Below are 17,012 nucleotides of genomic sequence, written 5' to 3'. Positions count from 1 at the left end.
GGTGCGGCTGCCCCGTCCGCGCGGAAGCACACATCGGAGCGGGCCGCCGATCACGCCCCGCCGGTCTCCGGCCCCTCCGACGCTGCCGCCCGGCGCCGGTGACGGGGGAAGGCCCGGCGCTCGGTCTCGACCGGGACGAGCCGGTGGGCGCCGCGGTGACGCCCGTACGGTGCGGTGGCCACCTCGACGGCGGCGGCGGCGATCAACGCGAGCAACAGCAGGAGCATCATGGGCGGAACCTCCAACGTGCCGGGCCGGTCGGACGTCCTTCCTCCTGCCCCCGATCGCGGCACCGATGCCCCGGTTCACCCTCCCGCCCGATCCGGACACCGGTCCGGCCGACGGACCGCTCCCTCCCGTCAGAGGAAGTGCCGGATCGGCGCGGTGGCCGCCTCCAGGGCACGGCGGGCCGGGCCGCGGCGGTGCCAGCGGGTGGCGGTGACGGCCTCACTGCGGTTCAGGTCCTGGTCGAAGTCCCGGTCCAGCCGGGCGGTGAACTCCTGGTCCACCACGGCGAGGACCACCTCCTCGTCGTGGTCCAGCGAGCGGCGGTTGAAGTTGGCCGAGCCGATGACCGACATCTCACCGTCCATGGTGAGCACCTTGGCGTGCATCATCGTCGGCCCGTACTGCCACACCGTCACCCCGCACGCGGTCATCCGCCCGAAGTGGCGCTCGCCCGCCAACTGGCAGACCCGCTTGTCCATGTGACGCCCCGGCACCAGCAGTTCGACCTCGACGCCGCGTCCGGCGGCCTCGCAGAGCAGGTCGACGAAGTAGTCGTCGGGCGCGAAGTACGCCGTGGCCAGGCGCAGCCGGTGTTCGGCGGAGGAGATCACCACCCGCATCAGGGTCTGGAGGTCCTGCCAGCCGACCGCGGCCGATCCGCGCACCACCTGGACCACCGCACCCCCCGGCTGCTCGTGCGCCTCGAACCGGTCGGCCTCGTCGTACAGCGTGCCGGGGGCGCACTCGGCCCAGTTCTGCGCGAAGGCGGCGGCGATGCCGTCCACCGCCGGGCCGACCACCCGGACGTGGGTGTCCCGCCACTCCCCCGGGTGGCGGGCGTCGCCGCACCACTCCTCGGCGATGCCGACGCCCCCGGTGAACGCGGTCCGGCCGTCCACCACCAGGACCTTGCGGTGGCAGCGGTGGTTCTGCTTGAACGGCGACAGGCGCACCGGCCGCCGGAACCAGGAGATCCGGACGCCCGACCGCTCCATCTCGTCGATCAGTTCCGGTTCGATCAGCCGGCTGCCGAAGCCGTCCAGCAGGAGCCGCACCCGCACGCCCTCGGACGCCTTGCGGGCCAGTGCCCGGGCGAACCGGCGGGCGATGTCGCCGCGCCAGTAGACGAAGGTCATCAGGTCGACGGTGTGCCGGGCGCCGTCCACGGCCTCCAGCATCGCCGGGAAGATCTCGTCGCCGTTGCGCAGCGGGCTGAGCAGGTTCCCCTCGGTCGCGGCGATTCCGAGCAGCCCTTCCAGGCGGCGGCGCAGCAGCGGTCCGCGGGCGGCCGCCGAGGAGGCCGGGGCGGGTACGGGGGTCGCGGGATCGGCTTCGATCTGGGTGGTCATCGGGGTCTGCTCCGTCCTGACGGGGGGCGCTGGTGGCGCTGACGGATCTCCGGCTACCCGCTCGCGCCCGATCGACGCCCGGGCGGGCGAGGAGCCGGGCCGTGGCCGCCGTCACCCCGCCGGCGACGCCGGCCGCGAACGGAAGCGGATGAAAACCGCAGATCGGGGGACACGCCGTCCATGACGAGGACTCAGGAGCGCTCCGCTCGGATCGGCGCACCGGCCCGCACGGTGGCCGGCGTGGTGGCCTGCTCGGCAGCCGTCCAGACGGGTGTGCTGGTCGTGGCCGGGCTGGTGATCACCCACCCGCCGGGCGGGTGGTGGGACCCGGGCGAGCGAGGAGTGGTGGCCTGGCTGGCCGCCCACCGCTCCCCCGCCCTGACCACCGCCTCCGCCTGGCTGTCCACGCTCGCCTTCACTCCGGCGATCGTCGCGGTGACGGCGGTCGCCGCCGCCGTGGTGCTGATCCTGCGTCAGTGGCGGGGCGCGGCCCTGCTGGCGGGGGCGGTGGCGCTCCAGGCCACCGTCTTCGTGACCGCCGCCCACCTGGTCGACCGGAGCCGGCCGGAGGTGCTCCGCCTCGACGGCGCCCTGCCGACCTCCAGCTTCCCGTCCGGGCACGTCGGCGCCGCGACCGCGCTGTACGGCGGCCTGGGGCTGCTGGCGCTGCGCGCGGCGGGGGGCGGGCGGTGGCGGGTCGTGGTGTGCGCGGTGGCCTGGACCGTGCCGTTGCTGGTGGCCGCCTCACGGCTGTACCGGGGCATGCACCACCCCACCGACGTGGTGGCGGGTGCGCTGAACGGCGCGGCCGCGCTCTGGGTGGTGTCGCGGGCCCTGTCCGCCGGTGAGCGGCGCTCCGCCGTACCCGACGCCCCTGGGCACCGCTCCGCCCCACCGGCCGACGACCGCGCGGGCGGCCCCGTCGCGCTGGTCTACAACCCGGTGGGCGTGGACGACGCGCTCCTGGACCAGCTCGCCGCCGCCGTCACGGCACACGGCCACCTCCCACCACGCCTGCTTCCCGGCTCGGCGCAGGACTCCGGCCGGGCCGCCGCGGCCCGGGCGGTCGCCGACGGGGCCCGGCTGGTCGGGGCCTGCGGCGGCGACGGCACGGTGACGGCCTGCGCCGACGCGCTCGCCGGTACGGACGCCACCCTGCTGGTGGTCCCGTGCGGCACCGGCAACCTGCTGGCCCGCAACCTCGGCCTGCCGACCGACCCGGCCGGGGCGCTGACCGCCGGGCTCGGCGGACCGGACCGCCGGATCGACCTGATCCGGGTCGAGGGCGACGGCCTGACCGCCCGGACCGCCGCCACCATGGCCGGGACGGGCCTGGACGCCGCCGTCATGGGCTCCACCCGCCAGGGCCTGAAGCGGCGCCTCGGCTGGCCCGCCTACCTGCTCGGCGCGGTCCGGCACCTGACCGACCGTCACTTCGCGCTGACCGTCTCCGTCGACGGCGGCACCCCGGTGCGGCGCCACGTCCGGATGGCCGTGGTCGGCAACGTCGGCACCCTCCAGGGCGGCGTCCGTCTGCTGCCCGACGCCGTGCCCGACGACGGCCTGCTCGACCTCGTCCTGGTGCAGCCGCACGGTCTGCGCGGCTGGGCCGCCGCCGCTCGCTCCCTGCTCACCGGTGCCCGCCGCGACGCCGGGCCGACCGCTCCGGTAGAGCATCTCCGCGGCCGCCGGATCGAGCTCACCGCCGACCGTCCCCGTCCACGCGAGTGCGACGGCGATCCGGTCGGCGACGGCCGCGTCCTGGCCCTGACGGTCCGTCCGGCCGCCCTGACGGTCCGGGTGCCCGGCCCGGCCCCGCACGCCACGGAGAACGCCGGGGGCGCGCAGGAGACCACCCGCGCTCCCGCCGACCACCGGTCCAGCCGAACGGAGGAGCACTGATGGGAACCGCCCGCCCGGTCGGCCGCGGCCGTGAGCACCTGTCCGCCGACGAAGCCGTACTGACGCTCCGTCGGGGGGCCTGGTGGCCGCTGGCCCGTGACGCCTTCCTGCGCTTCCGCTACGCCGACGGCTTCAGCCACGCCCGCGCCCTCGCCTTCCAGGTGGTGCTGGCCCTGGTGCCGTTCGCCATCGCCGTGGTCGGCCTCGCCTCCTCCCTGCACGGCGGCCCGGTCGGCCGTCTGGTCGCCGCGTGCATCGAGCGGCTGGTCCCCGAGTCCAGCGCCGACCTGGTCGGCGACGTGCTCGACCGCAGCCGCGCGCACCCCGGCGGCACCGTCGCGCTCTGGTTCGGCGCGCTGTTCGCCCTCACCAACCTGATCACCGCGATGTCCCAGATCGAGCGCGGCGCGAACCGCATCTACGGCATCGAACGGGACCGCCCGTTCCACCACAAGTACGGTCGCAGCCTGCTGATGGCCGCCGGAGCGGGTCTGCCCCTGGGCACCGGCTTCCTCGTCCTGGTCGCCGGCCCGCAGGTCGCGGCCGCCGCCCAGGAGGTCTTCGGCCTCGGTCCCGGCACCGCCGCCGTCTGGACGCTGCTGCGCTGGCCGGTCGGCCTGCTGCTCACCCTGACCTCCGCCGCCGTGATCTTCCGGCGGGCCCCGCGGCGCAACCAACCCGGCTACAGCTGGCTCGCGTTCGGGGCCGGGACGTACCTGGTGCTCTGGCTGACCGCGACCTGGCTGCTCACCCTCTACCTCCGCCTGAGCGGCTCCTTCGACGCCGTCTACGGGCCGCTCAGCGCCGTCTTCTCGCTCCTGGTCTGGTCCTACCTGACTGCGATCGCCCTGTTCCTCGGCCTCGCCTTCGCCGCCCAGCTGGAGGCCGACCGCACCGGACGCCCCGACCCCGTCCTGCCCGACCCGGAACGGAGCCTGCCGTGATCCGCCGCCTGCTCCGCCACCGCCGCCCGTCCCTCCGCAGCGCGGACCTGCACAGCGCGGACCTGCGGCTCGGCGAGCGCCTGTTCGCCGCCGTCGCCGCGTTCGGCGTCGCGGCGGTGCCCACCGCGCTGCTGCTGGTGCTGATCGAGGCCAACTGGCCACCGCTGCACCGCCTCGATGCGGCCGCCGCCGAGCGTCTGCACACCGCCGTGCGCGACCACCCCGCCGCCCGCACCGCGCTGCGCGTGCTCAGCGAGGGCGTGTGGGATCCGCTGACGCTCCGTCTGCTGGTCGCGGTCGCCGTCGGCTGGCTGCTGCACCGCCGTGCCTGGCGGCTCGCCGTCTGGGCCGCCGCCACCGTCACCGCCTCCGGACTGATCGGCTGGGCCGTCAAGGCCGCCGTCGCCCGGGCCCGCCCCGCGCTGCCCGACCCGGTGGCGCACGCCCCGGGCTTCTCGTTCCCCTCCGGCCACGCGATGACCGCCGCGACCTGCTGCGCGGTCCTGCTGCTGGTCCTCACCCCGGTCCTCGGCCGACGCGCGCTCCGGGCCGCCCGGACGGCGGCGGTGGTCAGCGTCGTCGGGGTGGGGTTCACCCGGATCGCCCTGGGCGTGCACTGGGTCAGCGACGTGCTCGGCGGCTGGCTGCTCGGCCTGGCCCTGGTCGCGGCGACCGCCTGGGCCTTCGACGGCTGGCGCCGCGACACCGGCCGGGCGGTGCCCCCGCCGCTCGCCGACGGCCTGGAACCCGAACTCGCCCGGCACGGCCCGCCCGAAGCCGGTGGGAGGACACCGTGACCGGTTCCGCCTCGACGACGGCCCCCGCGCCGACGCGGTGGGAGCGGACCGCGCCCGTTCTTCTCGCGCGATCCGCTCCCACCCGGGGTGACGACCCCTCAGGGCCGCGATCCCCCACCCACGCCGGGCGCTAGCAGGCCCGGCCGCTCACGACGCCGGTGGGCCGGGTGACGTTGACGTACTCGGTCGAGTAGTTGCCCCAGAAGTCGTGCGTGGTGATCGCGTAGACGCTGGTCTGGTACTCGACGTACACGGCCCAGGACGCGCCCGGCTTGAGCGTGAACTCCTCGTTGTAGGTCTCGGTGATGGCGGTGTTGAGCTTGGTGTTCAGCGCGGCGGTGATCGTCTCGAGTGCCGTCCCGGAGATGTTGGCGCTGGTCTCGGTGGTGACGGTGTAGGTCACCCCCCGGCTGTACTTGGCCTCGACGGAACTGGACTGGTTGCGGTAGCAGTTGCTCGCCCGGACGTCCCACACCCGGCCCTGCCGGTACATGGTGAACAGCGGGCCCGAACCGCTGCTCGGCGACGCCACCGGAATGCCCGGGCCCGCAGGGGTGACCGGGAGGTTGGCGTATCCGGTGACCACGACCTGGGGAAGGGTCGCGTCGATCGGCTGGCCGATCGAGCCGTCCGGAACCTCCGTCACCGGCCCGCCGCCGTCCGGCGCGCTGCCCCCGCCGTCCCCCGGGTCGCTCGAGTCGCCGCCCGACCCACCGCCACTGTCGCCGCCGGGGTCACCCCACTCACCGCCGCCCCCAGCACCGCCACCACCGCCCGAGCCGCCACCGCCGTTTCCGTCGTCGTACGGGTCCTCGTCCTGGCACAGCACGGAACCGTCACAGGCGTACGCGGCGGTGGGGATGGCCACGGCGGGCACCGCGGTGAGGACGACGGCGCCGAGTACGGCCGCCGTCGCCATGGATCGCAACTTCACGGTCTCTCCCAAGTCGGGGGTGAACGGATCGTCGGACCGGGTCTCGGCCCGACGACACGGCAGTCTTCCCGGCGGTCCGGCCCCGGGCAGCCGTAGAACTACGCAAGCGGATACGGAGCCTGGGCCGGGGAGACGGCCGGGCGGACGGACGGCGCACCGGACCGCCGTCAGTGCCGCGCACTACGTTGGGCACGAATCGAGCAGGGGGAGGCGGCGCTCCGGGAGAGCGGCGGCCCGGAGCGGCCGGTGGCCGCGGAGAGGACGGGTGTTCGTCGTGGCGTTGTCGATGACGGGCCGTCAGACCGTCGGCAGGCAAGCCGAGTTAAGGCAGATGGTGGCCACCCTGGAGGGTCTGGAGCGCGGCCGGGGGGCCGTGGTCGAGATCACCGGCGAACCGGGCGCGGGCAAGACCCAGTTGGCCTGCGAGCTGGCCGACCGGGCGGCACGACGCGGGATTCCGGTGCTCTGGGCGCGGGCGACCCGCTCGGGCGAGGGCGACCACCAGGTCTTCCGCGACACGGTCGGGCCGGCCGTGGCCTCCGGCACCCTCGACCTCGACGCCTGGTGCGAACTGCTCCAACAGCGCGCCTCCGGAGGGCTGTTGGTGGTCGACGACCTGCACCTGGCCGATCCGGCCTCGGTGGAACTGGTCCTCCGGCTGGCCCGTGCGGCTTCGGTCGCGGCGGCCCCGGCATCCGCACCGTCGGCATCCGTCCGCACCACTCCCCCGGCACCGGTCGCGCCCGGCACCACCGGCGCCGCCTTCGTACTGGTCCTGGTGCACCGGCCCCGGCAGAGCCCACCGGCCCTGGTGGAGGCACTCGACCTCGGCGTGCGGACCGACACGGTCTTCCGAGTGGAGGCCTGCCCTCTCGACCGGCCGGCAGTGGCAGCGCTGCTCGGCGACCGGTACGGGGCCGCGAGCGGGAGCGGCAGCGACACCGTGACGGCCCTGCACGCCGCGTCGAGGGGGCTCCCCGGGTACCTGCGCCTGCTGGTCGCGGCCCGTTTCGACCCCGCCCTGTGGCCGGACCGCGCGGGCCACGACGAGGACGCCCTGCCGCGCGAGGCGGCGGCACTGCTCGCCGAGGTCGGCGGGCTGAGCGGACCGGCCCGGGCCACCGCGCGGGCCGCCTCCGTCCTGGGCCGGACGTTCCGGCCGACCGACGCGGCCCGGATCGCCGGGCTCGATGCCCGGGAGGGTCTCGCGGCCTGCGCCGAGCTGCTCCGCGCCGACCTGGTCCGCCCGGCGGACCAGGGACGGGAACTGACGTTCCGTCATCCGGCCGTCGGCCGGGTGGTGCACGCCTCCTGCGAGCTGCCCCAGCTGCTGGACGCCCACCGGCAGGCTCTGCGGATTGCCGTCGAGCGCGGAGCCCCGGCCCTCGAACGGGCCCGGCACGCCGAGTACCTGGCACACACCGACGGGCCCGCGGCGGCCCGCCTCCTCGCCGAAGGAGCCGCCGAGGCCCTCACCCGGGCCCCCGAACTCGCGGCCCGCTGGCTCCGCCTCGCCCTGGACACCCTGCCCGCCCCCGGCATCGAGCAGGAGCTGCCGGAGCGCGCCGCATGGGAACTCGCGCACGGCCGGGCCCTGATCGCCGCCGGACGCCTGACCGAGGCACGCGCCCTCGCCCACCACCTCCTCACCGAGAGCGGCCACCGACCCTCCGCACCGGACCACGAACCGACCACCCCACCCAACCGCACCCCGGGCCCGGGGCTGCCGTCCCGGCTCCTGCCCCGCGCGTACGCGCTCTGCGCCGCCGCCGAACGCCTGCTCTGCCGCTACCAGGAAGCGGAGGCCATCGCCCGCACCGGGATGGCCCTGCTGCCCCGGCCACTGCCCGCCGTGCTGTCGGTCGAGGCCACCGAACTGGTCTACGAGTACGGGCTGGTGCACGTCCTGCGCGGCACCCACGACCGGATCCGCCCGCTGCTGCGGGAGGCCGCCCGCTCGCGGACCGAGGCCGGGCCCGCCGCGTCGACGGCCCTGCGCGTACTGATCGCCTTCTGCGACGTCTTCTCCGGCGACACCGCGCGGGGAGCGGCCGAAGTGGCCCGCTGCGCCGCGCTGGTGGACGCGCTGCCGGACGGGGTCGCCGGCCACACGCCGGACACCCTCACCCTGCTCGGCTGCGCGGAGCTGTACCTCGAACGCTTCCCGGACGCCCGGCGCCACCTCCTGCGGGGCCTGGACGCCGCGACCGGCGGTGCCCAGAAGCACATCCGCGCGCACCAGTTGCTGGGTCTGACCATGATCGACCAGTGGGCGGGCCGGCTCGACGCGGCGGAGCGGCGGGCCGCAGAGGCGGAGGAGCTGGCCCGGGCGGTCGGCGCGCCGGACGTGGTGACGCTGGCGACCGCGATGCGCGCCATGACCCTGGTCTGGTCCCGGGGGCAGGAGCACGCCGGCGAGGCGGTCGCGCTCGCGGCGCGGGCGGTGGACACCGTCGCGCTGGGCCGGGGCTGGTGGGCCACCTCGGCGATCAGCCTGCTGGCCCATGCCCAACTGCTCGGCGGGGACGCCGCCGGCTGCCTGCGGACGCTGCTGGACGGCGGTGGCGGCGCCGGCCTGCCGGACGTGCAGCCGGCCTTCCGGCCCTCGCTGCTCGCCCTGATGGCGCTCGCCGCTCTGGCCGACGGCGACGCGGAGCACGCCGGGCAGCTGCTCGCCGACGCGGAGGCGGACGCCGAGCGGCTCGGCCTGCCGCTGCAGTGGGCCTGCGTGCACCGGGCCGCCGCCCAGCTCTGCTCGGCACGCGGGGAGCACACCCGCTCCCTGGAGCTGTTCGAGCGCGCCGCGGAGGGATTCCGCACCGGTGGGCTGCCCGTGCAGCACGCCTGGACCCTGATCGCCGCGGCGCCCGTGACGGCTGCCGTGCGCGGCCCGGCCGCCGCACTGGGCATGGTGGAGCGGGCCGAGGCACTCGCCCGGCCCTGCGGGGCGGCCCTGGTCCTGGAGAAGGCCGGACGGTTACGTGCCCACCTCACCGCGGTCCCCGGCCCGCACCCGGCGGCCGCCCCCGGGCCCCCGACCGTCCGCTCCCCGCTCAGCGATCGCGAACGCGAGGTCGCCGACCTGGCGGCCGCCGGACTGCGCTCCCGTCAGATCGCCGAGCGCCTCTTCCTCAGCCATCGCACCGTCGAGTCCCATCTGGGCAACGCCTACCGCAAGTTGGGCGTATCCTCGCGCACCGCGCTGGCCCGGGTGCTCGGCCCGGCTCCGAGCCCCGGCCTCCAACGGGCAACGGCCGACCCGGAGTTCCGCTGAGCGGCGCGCACCAGCCGGGCCGGAGCGGTGGTGTACCCGCCCCGGCCCGGCCCCGAGAGGCCGCCGGTCAGGGCTGGGCGGTGAGGCGGAAGCTCTGGGCGGCGGAGTCGTCGCAGGTGCGCTGGACGAGCTGGACGGAGTTGGTCGCGGCGGTGGTGGCGACGGTGAGGCACTTGCCGCTGTGCCGGGCGACGAAGTGCTGACCGCCACCGGCTTCGGTGACCGGGCGCCACTGCTGGTTGGCGCCGCCGCCGTAGGTCCACAGTTGCAGCGGGGCGTTGTCGGCGGCGGAGACGCCGGTGACGTCGACGACCTGGTCGGGGTTGTTGCGTGCGGCCAGCCGCACGTAGCCGCTGTCGGTGGCGGTGAGGCGGAAGTGCTGGGCGGTGGTGGAGTTGCAGGTGTACTGCTGGACCGCGGTGCCGTTGGCGGTCGCGGCGGCCCGGGCGTCCACGCACAGGCCGTTGGCCCGGGAGGCCAGGCTGTTCCAGGGGTCGGTGGCGACGGGGGCCTTGCCGAGCCACTTGAGGGCGTCGAGCAGCAGGCGGTTCTGGGTGGCGGAGGCGAAGGTGGACGAAGTGCGGGTGTTGGTGGCGTAGTTCATCGCGTTGTGGCCGAAGTTGGCGTACAGCATCCGGTACTGGGTGTTGGTCCACACGATGGGGTAGTCCCCGCTGTACCAGGACTGGTTGGGGTCGGTGCCCAGCGGGAAGCCGGAGGCGTCGACGGAGGCCAGGACCTTGATGTTCGGGTTCGCCCGCAGGTTGTTCGACCAGGCGTACCACTCGCTCACCGCGGAGGTCCAGGTCGCGGGCAGGGAGGCCGCGGCCGGGTGCGCGGGGTTCTCGGTGCGCAGGACGGCGGTGGTGGGTCCCCAGGTGTTGGACCGGAAGTTGCCGCTGCCGAGGAACTGGTTGTAGTACCAGTCCCAGGCGGAGGCGTTGGTGGTGAACGCGGAGACGTGAAAGCCGAGCCAGGCACCGCCGCCCCGCACGTAGCGCTCGAAGCCGGCGCGTTGGGCCGCGCTCTGGGGGGCGTCGTCGAGGAAGAGGACGACGCTGTACGCGTCGACGCCGCCGTTGGCGAGCAGGTCCCAGTTGGTGCTGGCGGTGTAGCTGAAGTTGTTGGCCGCCGCGGCCTTGGGGAACCAGTCGTTGGCTTCCTTGACGAAGTCGATGTGGGCGGCGTCCCAGGTGCCGTTGTAGAGCGCGAGGACCTTGAAGTCCGGTGCGAGCGGCACGGCTCGGGCCCGCTGGGCGGCGGGGACGAGGAGGCCGATCAGGAGGGCGAGCAGGGCCAGGAGGACGTGGGGGAGCCTCCGGGGAACGGTGTGGCGCGGCATGGGTCTGCTCCTTCGGTGGGGGCCGGCCGGGAGGTGGTGGCGCCAGTGGGGGTGCGCCTCGGTGCTTGCCTGAGCCGGGAACCTAGAGGTCTGAACCAATCACGTCAAGACGTCGGTCGTTCGGCTCTTGAACGCTCAAATGGCGTCACCTGCCGACTCTCTGACGATTCATCAGGTCCGGCGTGAAGTCTTGACGGCTTGATCGTGGGCCGCTTCACTCGGAACCTCCGCACCGGAACCGGTCCCGCACGGTGTCACGGGTGCTCGACACCACCCTGGGGGTGGACCGACGACGGCTGCCCGCGTTCGGGAGGTGACCCCACAGCCCGGGTGCCGCACCGCCGCCGCGCACCGCCGCATCACCCCGCCACGGATCGCGCGAGCCACCGCCCTGCCACAACTCGCTTGCGTGCAGGCCGCATCTCGGTTCGGATGGCGGAGATGAACATCACCGACCTCTTCGACGTGCTCGACGCCCTGCACTCCACCGAGGCCCCGTGCTGGGTCGCCGGCGGCTGGGGCGTCGACGTCCTGGTGGGCCGTCAGACCCGCGAGCACCGCGACCTCGACCTCGCCCTCGACGCCACCCGCGAGGCCGCCGCCATCACGGCACTGGCCGCCCACGGCTACCGGATCGAGACCGACCAACGCCCCGCCCGGGTCGAGCTCGCCGCCCCCGGCCGGCGCTGGGTCGACCTCCACCCGGTCCACTTCGACACCACCGGCGCAGGCCGCCAGTCCGACCTCCACGACGGCTACTTCCACTACCCCCGTGAGGCCTTCGCCACCGGCACCCTCCGGGGCCGCACGATCCCCTGCCTCTCAGCCGCCCGGCAACTGACCTTCCGCACCGGCTACACACTCCGCGAGGTCGACCACCACGACATCGCCCTCCTCCACACCCTGACCGACGACCCGCCTCCAGGCACCGGCCGCGCCTGACGGACCGTCGACAGCGCTGATGCCCGCGCCCCGAGCGACGTGGAGACCCACCGTGGGACCCGGGTCGCGGACCGACCGGCGGGGCCTCCGGCCGGAGGAGGCCCTCCGGCCGGAGGAGGCCCACACCTTCGCCCCCCTCAGCTGGAGGCCCGCCGCCGCACGTGACGGTGCCGCCCTAACCCAGCCCCGGCTCCGCGCCCGGTTCGGCGGCGGCACGGGCCGGTTGCCTGCGAGGGACGAGCCGACCCGGCTGTCGCGGAGCCGGGGCGTCCGGTGTCCGGCCGCGCCGGACGACCCGGACGAGTCTGCGTCCCAGCAGGAGGTAGCCGAGGACGGCACCGGCCGTGTTCAGGATGATGTCGTCGACGTCGAAGGCGCGGCCGGTGATGAGCGCTCCTTGGACCAGTTCGACCAGCAGCATCAACGCCGCCGTGCGCAGCAGGACCCGGAACAGACCGCGGGCCTTCGGCCAGAGCACCGGCAGGAGCAGCCCGAACGGTGCGCCCAGCAGGACGTTCCCGCCCACCTGCCGGGCTGCGTCGAGCGTGGTGGCGTGCAGCAGGTAGTGGCGCAGCGAGTCGCCCGGCCGAAGGTTGCTGTGCACCTGGCCGACCGCCCCGGGCACGGGAATCAAGGTGACGCGGGCCAGCGCCGCGGCGAAGGCGACGGAAGCCAGGAAGGCGGCGACGAGGACGAGCCACCGGGCCGCGACCGCCGCCCACCGACGCCCGCGGCCCGGTGCCCGGCCTTCCCGATCCGCGCTCTCCCCGTCCGCGACGACTCGCCGCGCCGTGCCGTGATCCGCCGCGTCCCGCGCGTGGCCGGCCGTCGTCTCCTCACCCGTGTCGACACCCCTGCCCGCCGGCCGCCGTCTGCCCCTGCCTACCCCTCTGACCGCCATCGGTTCGATTCCCCTCTCCTGCCGCACACCGCTGAGGGCCATCGCCTACCCGCACGGCGCGCACTCACGCGAGAGCCGCGGACACCCTCAGCCGACGTCGATGCCGGTGACCACCGGAGCACCGATGCTCACCGTGCCCGGTGGGTAGCCCGCGGCGGCGAAGGCACGCTCCGCCAGGTCCGTCGCCGCCGTGCCCGCGGCGGCGCGGTCGTCGGCCTCGACCTCCAGCCGTAGCACGAACGTCCCTTCGGACTCGTCCAGGGTCAGGACGTCGAGCTCGGGTACCGCTTCGCCGACCTCGCTCGGGTCAGCGCCGCGCACGACGGCCAGCAGCCGGCTGCGCGCCGCTCCTTCCAGCGGGTGCGGAACCGTTCCCGGAACGGTGATCACGTAGTTGCCCATGACGTGCGTGTGACCGCTCGGCGCCGCGCGAAACCCGATCGGGTCGTCCACGGTCCCGGCGAGCGACCCGGCCGCCGTCGGACGCGTGCCGGCGGCGGGCGGACGGCGAGCCGCCCACCCGCGCGGAGCCGTCAGCCGCCCAGGTGCGGGCTGTAGAGCGCGGACAGGAAACGGGTCGTCAGTTGGTCGCGCCGGACCGGCGCGAGCGCGTCCAGCAGCCGGTTGACGCCCGCCATCCGGGCGGCGCCGTCGCCGGACAGGTCGAGGCCGGTGGCCGGGAGCAGCGCCGCGAAGGTCGCGTCGTCGAGCTCCGCGAAGTCCAGCTGGTCGAGCAGCGCCACGAGGTCGTGCGGTGCCTCCACCGGCCCCCGTCCGCGCACCGCCGCCGCACTCTCGCGCAGCGCCTCCAGCAGCCCGTCGACCCCCTGCTCGCTGACCCCGGTGAGGGTCAGGTGCAGGCTGGCCGGCAGCCCGTCCACGCTCAGCTGCGGCTGCAGGAAGTACCCGCGTGCCCGGGACTCGTCCGCCAGCTCCCACAGGTCCAGCGGGGCGTCCGGGTCGGCGCCGATGGCGACCAGCGTCGCCTCCGGCTCGCCGAGCACCCGCAGGCCCTCGATCTCCGTGACCCCGGCCACCAGCCGCCGGGTGGCGGCCAGCGCGGCGCGCCCCAACTCCCGGTAGCCGTCCGCCCCGAGGGCCTGCAGGGTGGCCCAGGCACCGGCGAGCGGACCGGCTCCCTTGCTGCTCTGCACCGTCGAGTTGACCACCGGGTACCCGGGCCACTGGGCACAGGCGTAGTACGCGGCCAGCCGCATCGGCTGGTCCCGGAACAGCACCACCGAGGCACCCTTCGGCGCGTAGCCGAACTTGTGCAGGTCGCAGGAGAGCGAGGTCACCCCGGGCACCGAGAGGTCGAAGGCCGGCACCGCGGCGCCCGCCTCGGCGAGCCAGGGCAGCAGCCAGCCGCCCACGCACGCGTCCACGTGGCACGGTATGCCGCGCCCGGCGGCGTCGGCGGCGATCCGGCCCACCGGGTCGACCACGCCGTGCGCGTACGAGGGCGCCGAGGCGACCACCAGCACCGTCCGGTCGGTGCACGCGGCGGCCATCGCCTCCGGCACCGCCCGGAAGGTCGTCGGGTCGACCGGCACCACCGTCACCTTGACCCGCAGGTAGCGGCCCGCCTTGTGGAAGGCGGCGTGCGCGGTCGCGGGGACCACGATCTCGGGCTCGGTGACGTCCGGCCGGGAGTCCCGCGCCGCCTTCACCGCCAGGATGATCGACTCGGTGCCGCCGCTGGTGAAGATGCCCGGGGTGGTGTCGTCCCCGCCGAGCCGGGACGCGGTCGCGCCGACCACCTGCCGCTCCAGCACCACGATGCTCGGAAAGGCGGTCGGGTCCAGGCCGTTGACCTCCAGCATCGCCAGGTACGCCTGCGCCGCGGCCTCCCGGACCTCGGGCCGGCCCGCGTCGTAGGTGTACGCGGTGGTCTTCCCGCCCCGGGTGGGCAGGTCGGCGGCGGTCAGCGCGCGCAGCTCGGCGAGCAGCTCCTCGGTGGGACGGCCGCTCTGCGGCAGGCCGGGGTGGGTGGCGGTCATGCGACGTGCTCCGTTTCGGGGGTCGACAGGGGTGTGGTGACGGTGGAGCGGCGCCGGCCGTAGGCGCGCAGCGCGGGGAGGGAGAGCAGCATCAGGACTGCCGGGACGAGGCTGAAGCCGAGCAGGACACCGGCCCGCGCGGTGTCGGTCTGCGCCACCGGATGGTCGGTGGTGGAGGCGACGAAGCCGGCGGCGGCCAGGGCGAGCGAGAACAGGCCCGGCCCGGCGGCCAGGCCCGCCGTCTCACCGGCGGTCCACAGTCCGGTGAACGCGCCGGACTGCAGCCGCCCGGTCCTGGCCGCATCCGCGTGCACGGTGTCCGGCAGCAGCGACAGCGGCAGCACCTGTAGGGCGGCGTACGCCACCCCCAGCACCGCGCACAGCGCCAGCACCGCGCCGACCTGCGCTCCACCACGGCCGGCGGCCGGCCACAGCGCCGCGGCGGCCGCCACGAACAGCGCCGTCGCCGCGGTCAGGCACCGCAGCCGCCCCCAGCGGGCGGCGGCCCTCCCCCACAGCGGGACCGCCACCGCGCTGGGCGCCACCAGGCAGACGAACAGCACCGAGGTCAGCCGGTACCCGCCGAGCCAGTAGGTGGCCGCGTACGGCGCGGCCGCCAGCATGATCGCCACTGCGGCGGCCTGCAGCACGAAGGCGAGGAGCAGCGCGAAGAACGCCCGGTTGCCCCTGGCGGTGCGCAGCGCGCCCGTCAGGCCCAGCGGTTCGGGGCCGGGCCGGGACACCACCCGGCGTGCGCCCAGGGTCGGCACCAGCAGCGTCACCAGCAGCAGCGCCGCCACCACCAGGCCCATCACCGCGTACCCGGCCCGGCCGCCGCCGGCCAGGGAGACCACCGCCGGGGCCAGCCCGCCCGCGACCAGGATGCCGACGGTCAGGCAGACGATCCGCCAGACCATGATCCTGGTCCGCACCTCGGGCCGGTCCGACATCTCGGCCGGCAGCGCCACGTACGGCACCTGGAACAGCGAGAACGCGCTCGACGCCAGGACGAAGGCGACCGCGACCCAGGCCGCCGCGCCCGCGCCGGTCATCGGCGTCAGGAACATCGCCGCGAAGGCCACCGGCAGGGCCGCCGTGCCCGCCGCCAGGATCCGCGTCCGGCGGCCGGTGCGCAGTGCCTCGCGGTCGCTGGCCGCTCCCACCATCGGGTTGAGCACCGCGTCCCAGACCTTCGGCAGCGCGACCACCAGGCCCGCCACCGCGGCCGGCACGCCCAGCGCGTCCGTCATGAAGTAGAGCAGCAGCAGTCCCGGCACCGTCGAGTAGACGCCCGTGCCCACCGACCCGAGCGCGTACGCCGCGAGCTCCCGGCGCCCGAGGCCGGACCCGGGGCCGGACCCGGGGCCGCTCATGGGCCCGGGGCCGCTCACGGTGTCCCTCCCAGATCCAGTTCCCTGACCACCAGGGCCCGCAGGTGGGCCCGGAAGCGCGGCACCTGCGGGCGGATCACCGACCGGCAGAAGCCGTGCGTGGTCCACAGCACCGTCCACACCGTCAGCTCCGCCCGGTCCTCCTCCAGCCCGGGCAGCGCCGCCGTCAGGGCGTCGCGCACCGACTCCAGCAGCGGTCGGGCGTAGAGCTCCTCCAGTTCGGCGAACTCGGCCGCGTCCGCCAGCCAGCGCCGCATCCACAGCGCCGGGACGTGCGGTTGCTCCAGGCAGAAGTCCAGGTACCGGTCGGCGAACGCCGCCGCGGCCGCGGCCGGGTCAGCCGCCACGTCCCGCGCGAACGCCGCCAGCGCGTCCGCGACGGCCGACTGCTCCGCCTCGTGCGCCAGCCGCATCACTTCGCGGTACAGGTCCGCCTTGTTGCCGACGTGGTAGGCCACCGTCGCGATGTTCAACCCGGCCGCCGCTGCGATGGTCCGCGTCGCGGTGCCGTCGTAGCCGTGCTCCGCGAACAGCGTGGTCGCCGCCGCGATGATGCGCTCTCGGCTGGTGTCAGCCGTACTCCGGTGCTGGGACATGGCCGTGAGCGTACGGGCACCGGGGCCATCAATCAATCGTTTGATGGAGAGGAAGCCACCCGCTCGGGGCCCCGGTCCGGGGCGAGCGCCGGCCACCACTTCGTCACCACCGTGTCCGCTGTTCGAAAGCGCCCACTAGGATGCGCTCCTGACAACCCGTCAGGGGTCGAAGCAATGGGTCGAACAGGAGTGGATGAGATGCCGGACGACATCGAGTGGATGAAGCGCGGGCTGGAGGGTCCGGCGATCGAGCGGGTGGACCTGCGCATCGATGTCCCGCACTCGGCGCGGATGTACGACTACTGGCTCGGCGGCAAGACGAACTTCCCGCCGGACCGCGCTCTCGGCGAGGCCTTCGAGCAGGCCATCCCCAGCATCAAGGTCATGGCCCGGGAGAACCGCAGGTTCCTCG

At 75.1% G+C, this 17,012-nt stretch carries 15 protein-coding genes; 6 read left to right on the top strand and 9 right to left on the bottom strand.

The features are described from left to right. Positions 1 to 50: 50 nt before the first annotated feature. Both ACWCYY_RS35255 and ACWCYY_RS35250 read right to left on the bottom strand, forming a co-directional pair. Positions 51 to 230, bottom strand: coding sequence for a hypothetical protein (locus tag ACWCYY_RS35255; protein ID WP_345288919.1), 180 nt, complete (start codon positions 228 to 230; stop codon positions 51 to 53). A gap of 129 nt (positions 231 to 359) precedes the next feature. After that, positions 360 to 1,577, bottom strand: coding sequence for a phospholipase D-like domain-containing protein (locus ACWCYY_RS35250; protein ID WP_345288918.1), 1,218 nt, complete (start codon positions 1,575 to 1,577; stop codon positions 360 to 362). Between the two features lie 180 nt (positions 1,578 to 1,757). Here ACWCYY_RS35250 and ACWCYY_RS35245 point away from each other — a divergent pair, with 180 nt between their 5' ends. Genes ACWCYY_RS35245 through ACWCYY_RS35235 form a run of 3 tightly spaced genes read left to right on the top strand, consistent with a single transcriptional unit; the run spans position 1,758 to position 5,220 of the window. Then, positions 1,758 to 3,479 (top strand): diacylglycerol kinase family protein, encoded by a 1,722-nt coding sequence (locus ACWCYY_RS35245; protein ID WP_449798389.1) that lies wholly within the window; start codon positions 1,758 to 1,760, stop codon positions 3,477 to 3,479. After that, positions 3,479 to 4,423, top strand: a complete 945-nt coding sequence (locus ACWCYY_RS35240; protein WP_449798388.1) for a YihY/virulence factor BrkB family protein — start codon at positions 3,479 to 3,481, stop codon at positions 4,421 to 4,423. The genes ACWCYY_RS35245 and ACWCYY_RS35240 overlap by 1 nt, the downstream gene beginning before the upstream one ends. Then, positions 4,420 to 5,220: a phosphatase PAP2 family protein gene (locus ACWCYY_RS35235; protein ID WP_380149822.1), complete on the top strand. Its 801-nt coding sequence runs from the start codon at positions 4,420 to 4,422 to the stop codon at positions 5,218 to 5,220. The genes ACWCYY_RS35240 and ACWCYY_RS35235 overlap by 4 nt, the downstream gene beginning before the upstream one ends. Positions 5,221 to 5,350: 130 nt before the next feature. Here the strand turns inward: ACWCYY_RS35235 and ACWCYY_RS35230 are convergent, their stop codons facing one another. Further along, a complete protein-coding gene (locus ACWCYY_RS35230; RefSeq protein WP_449798387.1) occupies positions 5,351 to 6,154 on the bottom strand; it encodes a DUF6426 family protein in 804 nt (267 codons plus the stop codon). Positions 6,155 to 6,440: 286 nt separating this feature from the next. Here ACWCYY_RS35230 and ACWCYY_RS35225 point away from each other — a divergent pair, with 286 nt between their 5' ends. Next, positions 6,441 to 9,428, top strand: coding sequence for a LuxR C-terminal-related transcriptional regulator (locus tag ACWCYY_RS35225; protein ID WP_449798386.1), 2,988 nt, complete (start codon positions 6,441 to 6,443; stop codon positions 9,426 to 9,428). A 67-nt stretch (positions 9,429 to 9,495) separates the two neighbouring features. On the opposite strand, the gene ACWCYY_RS35220 is transcribed toward ACWCYY_RS35225, so the two are convergent. Beyond that, on the bottom strand, positions 9,496 to 10,770 hold the full coding sequence (locus ACWCYY_RS35220; protein ID WP_449798385.1) for a ThuA domain-containing protein: 1,275 nt from the start codon (positions 10,768 to 10,770) through the stop codon (positions 9,496 to 9,498). A 441-nt stretch (positions 10,771 to 11,211) separates the two neighbouring features. On the opposite strand from ACWCYY_RS35220, the gene ACWCYY_RS35215 reads away from it, so the two are divergent. Beyond that, positions 11,212 to 11,712 carry a nucleotidyltransferase domain-containing protein gene (locus ACWCYY_RS35215; protein ID WP_449798384.1) on the top strand — a complete coding sequence of 167 codons (501 nt, stop codon included), beginning with the start codon at positions 11,212 to 11,214 and terminating at the stop codon, positions 11,710 to 11,712. A gap of 175 nt (positions 11,713 to 11,887) precedes the next feature. Here the strand turns inward: ACWCYY_RS35215 and ACWCYY_RS35210 are convergent, their stop codons facing one another. The 5 genes from ACWCYY_RS35210 to ACWCYY_RS35190 form a co-directional block, all read right to left on the bottom strand. Further along, positions 11,888 to 12,337, bottom strand: a complete 450-nt coding sequence (locus ACWCYY_RS35210) for a VanZ family protein (protein ID WP_345280521.1) — start codon at positions 12,335 to 12,337, stop codon at positions 11,888 to 11,890. A 363-nt stretch (positions 12,338 to 12,700) separates the two neighbouring features. Beyond that, complete coding sequence (locus ACWCYY_RS35205) at positions 12,701 to 13,066, bottom strand: hypothetical protein (RefSeq protein ID WP_345280519.1); 366 nt, start codon at positions 13,064 to 13,066, stop codon at positions 12,701 to 12,703. Between the two features lie 80 nt (positions 13,067 to 13,146). Then, positions 13,147 to 14,613, bottom strand: coding sequence for a pyridoxal phosphate-dependent decarboxylase family protein (locus ACWCYY_RS35200; RefSeq protein WP_449798383.1), 1,467 nt, complete (start codon positions 14,611 to 14,613; stop codon positions 13,147 to 13,149). Next, positions 14,610 to 15,986 (bottom strand): MFS transporter, encoded by a 1,377-nt coding sequence (locus tag ACWCYY_RS35195; protein WP_380149821.1) that lies wholly within the window; start codon positions 15,984 to 15,986, stop codon positions 14,610 to 14,612. The genes ACWCYY_RS35200 and ACWCYY_RS35195 overlap by 4 nt, the downstream gene beginning before the upstream one ends. Positions 15,987 to 16,000: 14 nt before the next feature. Beyond that, entirely contained in the window at positions 16,001 to 16,600 is a 600-nt protein-coding gene (locus ACWCYY_RS35190; RefSeq protein ID WP_380149819.1) for a TetR/AcrR family transcriptional regulator, read from the bottom strand. Positions 16,601 to 16,798: 198 nt separating this feature from the next. Between ACWCYY_RS35190 and ACWCYY_RS35185 the strand changes: the two genes are divergently transcribed. Next, positions 16,799 to 17,012, top strand: a 214-nt coding sequence (locus ACWCYY_RS35185; RefSeq protein ID WP_449798382.1) for an SAM-dependent methyltransferase, incomplete at its 3' end; no start/stop codon positions are given.

It is taken from the genome of Kitasatospora sp. NPDC001664 (assembly GCF_053596675.1).
This window is presented reverse-complemented; position numbering and strand designations above follow the sequence as displayed.

What these genes read in the sequence shown, in the direction of transcription:
- ACWCYY_RS35215 (WP_449798384.1), top strand. Translation starts at nt 11,212, where the DNA reads ATGAACATCACCGACCTCTTCGACGTGCTCGACGCCCTGCACTCCACC.
- ACWCYY_RS35245 (WP_449798389.1), top strand. Translation starts at nt 1,758, where the DNA reads ATGACGAGGACTCAGGAGCGCTCCGCTCGGATCGGCGCACCGGCCCGC.
- ACWCYY_RS35220 (WP_449798385.1), bottom strand. Translation starts at nt 10,770, where the DNA reads ATGCCGCGCCACACCGTTCCCCGGAGGCTCCCCCACGTCCTCCTGGCC.
- ACWCYY_RS35190 (WP_380149819.1), bottom strand. Translation starts at nt 16,600, where the DNA reads ATGTCCCAGCACCGGAGTACGGCTGACACCAGCCGAGAGCGCATCATC.
- ACWCYY_RS35255 (WP_345288919.1), bottom strand. Translation starts at nt 230, where the DNA reads ATGATGCTCCTGCTGTTGCTCGCGTTGATCGCCGCCGCCGCCGTCGAG.
- ACWCYY_RS35225 (WP_449798386.1), top strand. Translation starts at nt 6,441, where the DNA reads ATGACGGGCCGTCAGACCGTCGGCAGGCAAGCCGAGTTAAGGCAGATG.
- ACWCYY_RS35240 (WP_449798388.1), top strand. Translation starts at nt 3,479, where the DNA reads ATGGGAACCGCCCGCCCGGTCGGCCGCGGCCGTGAGCACCTGTCCGCC.
- ACWCYY_RS35200 (WP_449798383.1), bottom strand. Translation starts at nt 14,613, where the DNA reads ATGACCGCCACCCACCCCGGCCTGCCGCAGAGCGGCCGTCCCACCGAG.
- ACWCYY_RS35195 (WP_380149821.1), bottom strand. Translation starts at nt 15,986, where the DNA reads ATGAGCGGCCCCGGGTCCGGCCCCGGGTCCGGCCTCGGGCGCCGGGAG.
- ACWCYY_RS35250 (WP_345288918.1), bottom strand. Translation starts at nt 1,577, where the DNA reads ATGACCACCCAGATCGAAGCCGATCCCGCGACCCCCGTACCCGCCCCG.